Genomic DNA, 3,027 nt, shown 5'->3' on the forward strand with positions numbered 1-3,027 from the left:
GAATCAACCCTACCTTGAATCAACCCTACCTTGAATCAACCCTACCTTGAATCAACCCTACCTTGAATCAACCCTAGGGGTTTGGGGGGTTCTACCCCCCAAAAACTTGGCTTGAGTGATAAAATCAGAAATAATGCCCAACTCTTAACGCCAAATAGACTAATCTTGAAATTGTCTAGCATGAAATTGAGCGTAACGACCATTAAGATTTAATAACTCCTCGTGATTACCCACCTCGATAATTTCACCCTTTTCTAAGACTAAAATACGGTTAGCTTTTCTGACAGTTGCTAATCGGTGAGCAATAACAAATACTGTGCGCTCCGTCATAATTCTTTCTAAAGCTTCCTGCACTAAAGCTTCCGATTCCGAATCGAGCGCGGAAGTCGCTTCATCTAAGATTAAAATTCTCGGATTAGATAAAACCGCTCGTGCGATGGCGATTCTTTGTCTTTGTCCACCCGATAAATTAACACCCCTTTCTCCCACATAGGTATAGTAACCCTGAGAAAGTTCACCGATAAATTGATGAGCATTAGCAATTTTTGCCGCTTTTTCCACCTCTTGCAGATTAAAATCTCCCTGGCCAAAAGCGATATTTTGGGCTATAGTGCCAGAAAAGAGAATATTTTCCTGCAAAACTACGCCAATTTGTCGCCGGAGACTTTTTAAAGTCACATCACGAATATCCACCCCATCGATTAAAATCTTGCCAGAAGTGGGGTCATAAAAACGCAATAAAAGATTAACTAAAGTGGTTTTTCCCGCTCCCGATGCTCCCACTAAAGCAATCATTTCGCCAGCGTGTGCAGTAAAATTAATATTTTTTAAAACCTGTCTGTCCTCATTGTAAGAAAAATTTACTTGACAATATTCAACTTCTTTGCTGTGGGGTTGCAGATTGATCGCATTCGGTTTTTCGGTAATTGTTGGCAAAATAGCTAACAATTCAAAAATCCGATCCATGGAGGCTTGCCCCTGTTTAAATTGATTATAATTACTGGTAATATGGGCGATGGGATCGATTAACATTGCCACCGCTGCCACATAACTAACAAAGTCAATTCCAGTTAAATTCTTTTGGGAAATTTGCCAACCAGCGAGAAAGAATAAAAAGATGACACCGAGAGCTTGTAAGAATCCCACCACGACGTATTGTAAAGCTTTGGTGGATTCTGATAGGTATTGAGCGCGGCGATTTTCCTCCGCTTCTTGGGCAAAAAGCTCGGTTTGATAATCTTCAGCAGCGAAAGCTTGCACCACACGAATACCGCCAAAAACTTCGGTTAATAACGAAGAAAGATTAGATATTTTCGCTTGGGCGCGACGAGCATATTGTAATAATTTTTCACCAAAAAATCCCACCAAAACTCCCAACAAAGGAGCGATAATAATGACAGCGATCGTCAATTGCCAGTTAACAATAAACATATAGGCAAAGACGACAATTAACTGTAAGGCTGAGGGGATAAAATCATGGAAAAATTTGTTAATTACTTCCCCAATGCGATCAATATCTTCCGTTAAACGATAGGATAAATCACCAGTTTTCGCCGTTTCAAAGTAATTTAAACCGAGGGTTTGCAGGTGAGCATAAACTTTTTTTCTTAATTCTAGGGCAATTTTTAAAGAAGCTTTTGCCATCAGGGAATCTTGCCCATACTGAGACATTCCCCGCAGTAAAAAAACCACTGCCCCCACCCCCGAAAGTGTCGCCAATGCTTGCACATTTCCCTCGCCGATATATCTGGCCATTTGTCCGGCTAACCAAGCTAAAATCGGCCAAAATACCGTAAATCCGATCGTACAGATAAACGCCAAAATAATTGTTTGGGTTTGGGGACGGAGATAGGGAATGAGGTTCCAATAACTAGAGCGAGATTTCAAAATAATTTAGCGCCTTTAAATATAAGTATTCCTGCAAAATTAATTTGCTAGTCGAGACAGTTATCAGTTATCAGTTATCAGAACGTAGGTTGGGTTGAAGCATGAAACCCAACACACCCATGGATTACGCTACCGCTAACCCATCCTACAAATAATTGTGCCTCCCTACTTACTGTTTACTGATTACTGATTACTGTTTAGACACTCTTGCACTTTAACCAGAGGTTTACTCAGAGGTATAATTAACTTTGCTTAGGTACTGAAGAAAAGGAGATTGACTAACAAATTTGCTTAAGGGGTTAATCAGGATGTAGAGACGTTTGTAGTCCACGTCCCTACGATGTTTTCCAACAATACAAAGTTATGCTGCGATTAAACCGCCACAGCTTGATGAATGTAGCCTAATTCCGTCAATTTGTTCCAGACTTTGGCGACACTTTCCTCTAAAGTCTCTAAATCGGTGCGGCATTCCACTTCCGGGTTAAAAGGTGGTTCATAGGGATCATCAATTCCCGTAAAAGACTTGATTTCGCCAGCACGCGCTCTTTTATATAATCCTTTCACATCGCGATCCTCACAGACGCTTAAGGGAGCATTCACGAAAACTTCGACAAAACTGCCAATTTTTTGCCGTACTTCCTCGCGAATCTCACGATAGGGAGAAATAGCCGAAACTAGGACAATCACACCGTGACGGGTGAGCAAATTAGACACAAAACCAATGCGACGGATATTTTCATCGCGATCCTCTTTACTAAATCCTAAACCTTTGGTGAGGTTCGTCCGTACTATATCGCCATCGAGAACTTCAATTGAATAACCTTCAGCGATTAATTTTGCCTGTAATGCCTCGGTAATCGTGCTTTTCCCCGCACCGCTCAATCCCGTTAACCAAACCGTCACGCCGCGCTGTTTCATAGCAACCATTAATAATACTTAAATCCTGTTTAGCGTACCATATCTCAGGGATCAGTGATCAGGAGATAGGAGATAGGAGTCAGGAGATAGGAGTCAGGAGCCGGTCGTCAGGAGATAGGAGATAGGAGATTATTTTATTTATTCTCCCCACACCCCACCTCCCCATTCCCCCTCCCCACACCCCACCTCCCCACTTCCCACTTCCCCACTTCCCCACACCCC

At 42.0% G+C, this 3,027-nt stretch carries 2 protein-coding genes; both read right to left on the reverse strand.

What is annotated here, in order from left to right; genetic code table 11:
- Nucleotides 1–159: 159 nt before the first annotated feature.
- Nucleotides 160–1,887, reverse strand: coding sequence for an ABC transporter ATP-binding protein (locus tag PX636_RS18245; protein ID WP_288118189.1), 1,728 nt, complete (start codon nt 1,885–1,887; stop codon nt 160–162).
- Nucleotides 1,888–2,259: 372 nt separating this feature from the next.
- Nucleotides 2,260–2,805, reverse strand: a complete 546-nt coding sequence (gene cysC, locus PX636_RS18250; RefSeq protein ID WP_288118191.1) for an adenylyl-sulfate kinase — start codon at nt 2,803–2,805, stop codon at nt 2,260–2,262.
- Nucleotides 2,806–3,027 lie beyond the last annotated feature (222 nt).

Origin of the sequence: Microcystis sp. M53598_WE2 (assembly GCF_030067735.1) — a bacterium.
Taxonomy (GTDB): domain Bacteria; phylum Cyanobacteriota; class Cyanobacteriia; order Cyanobacteriales; family Microcystaceae; genus Microcystis; species Microcystis aeruginosa.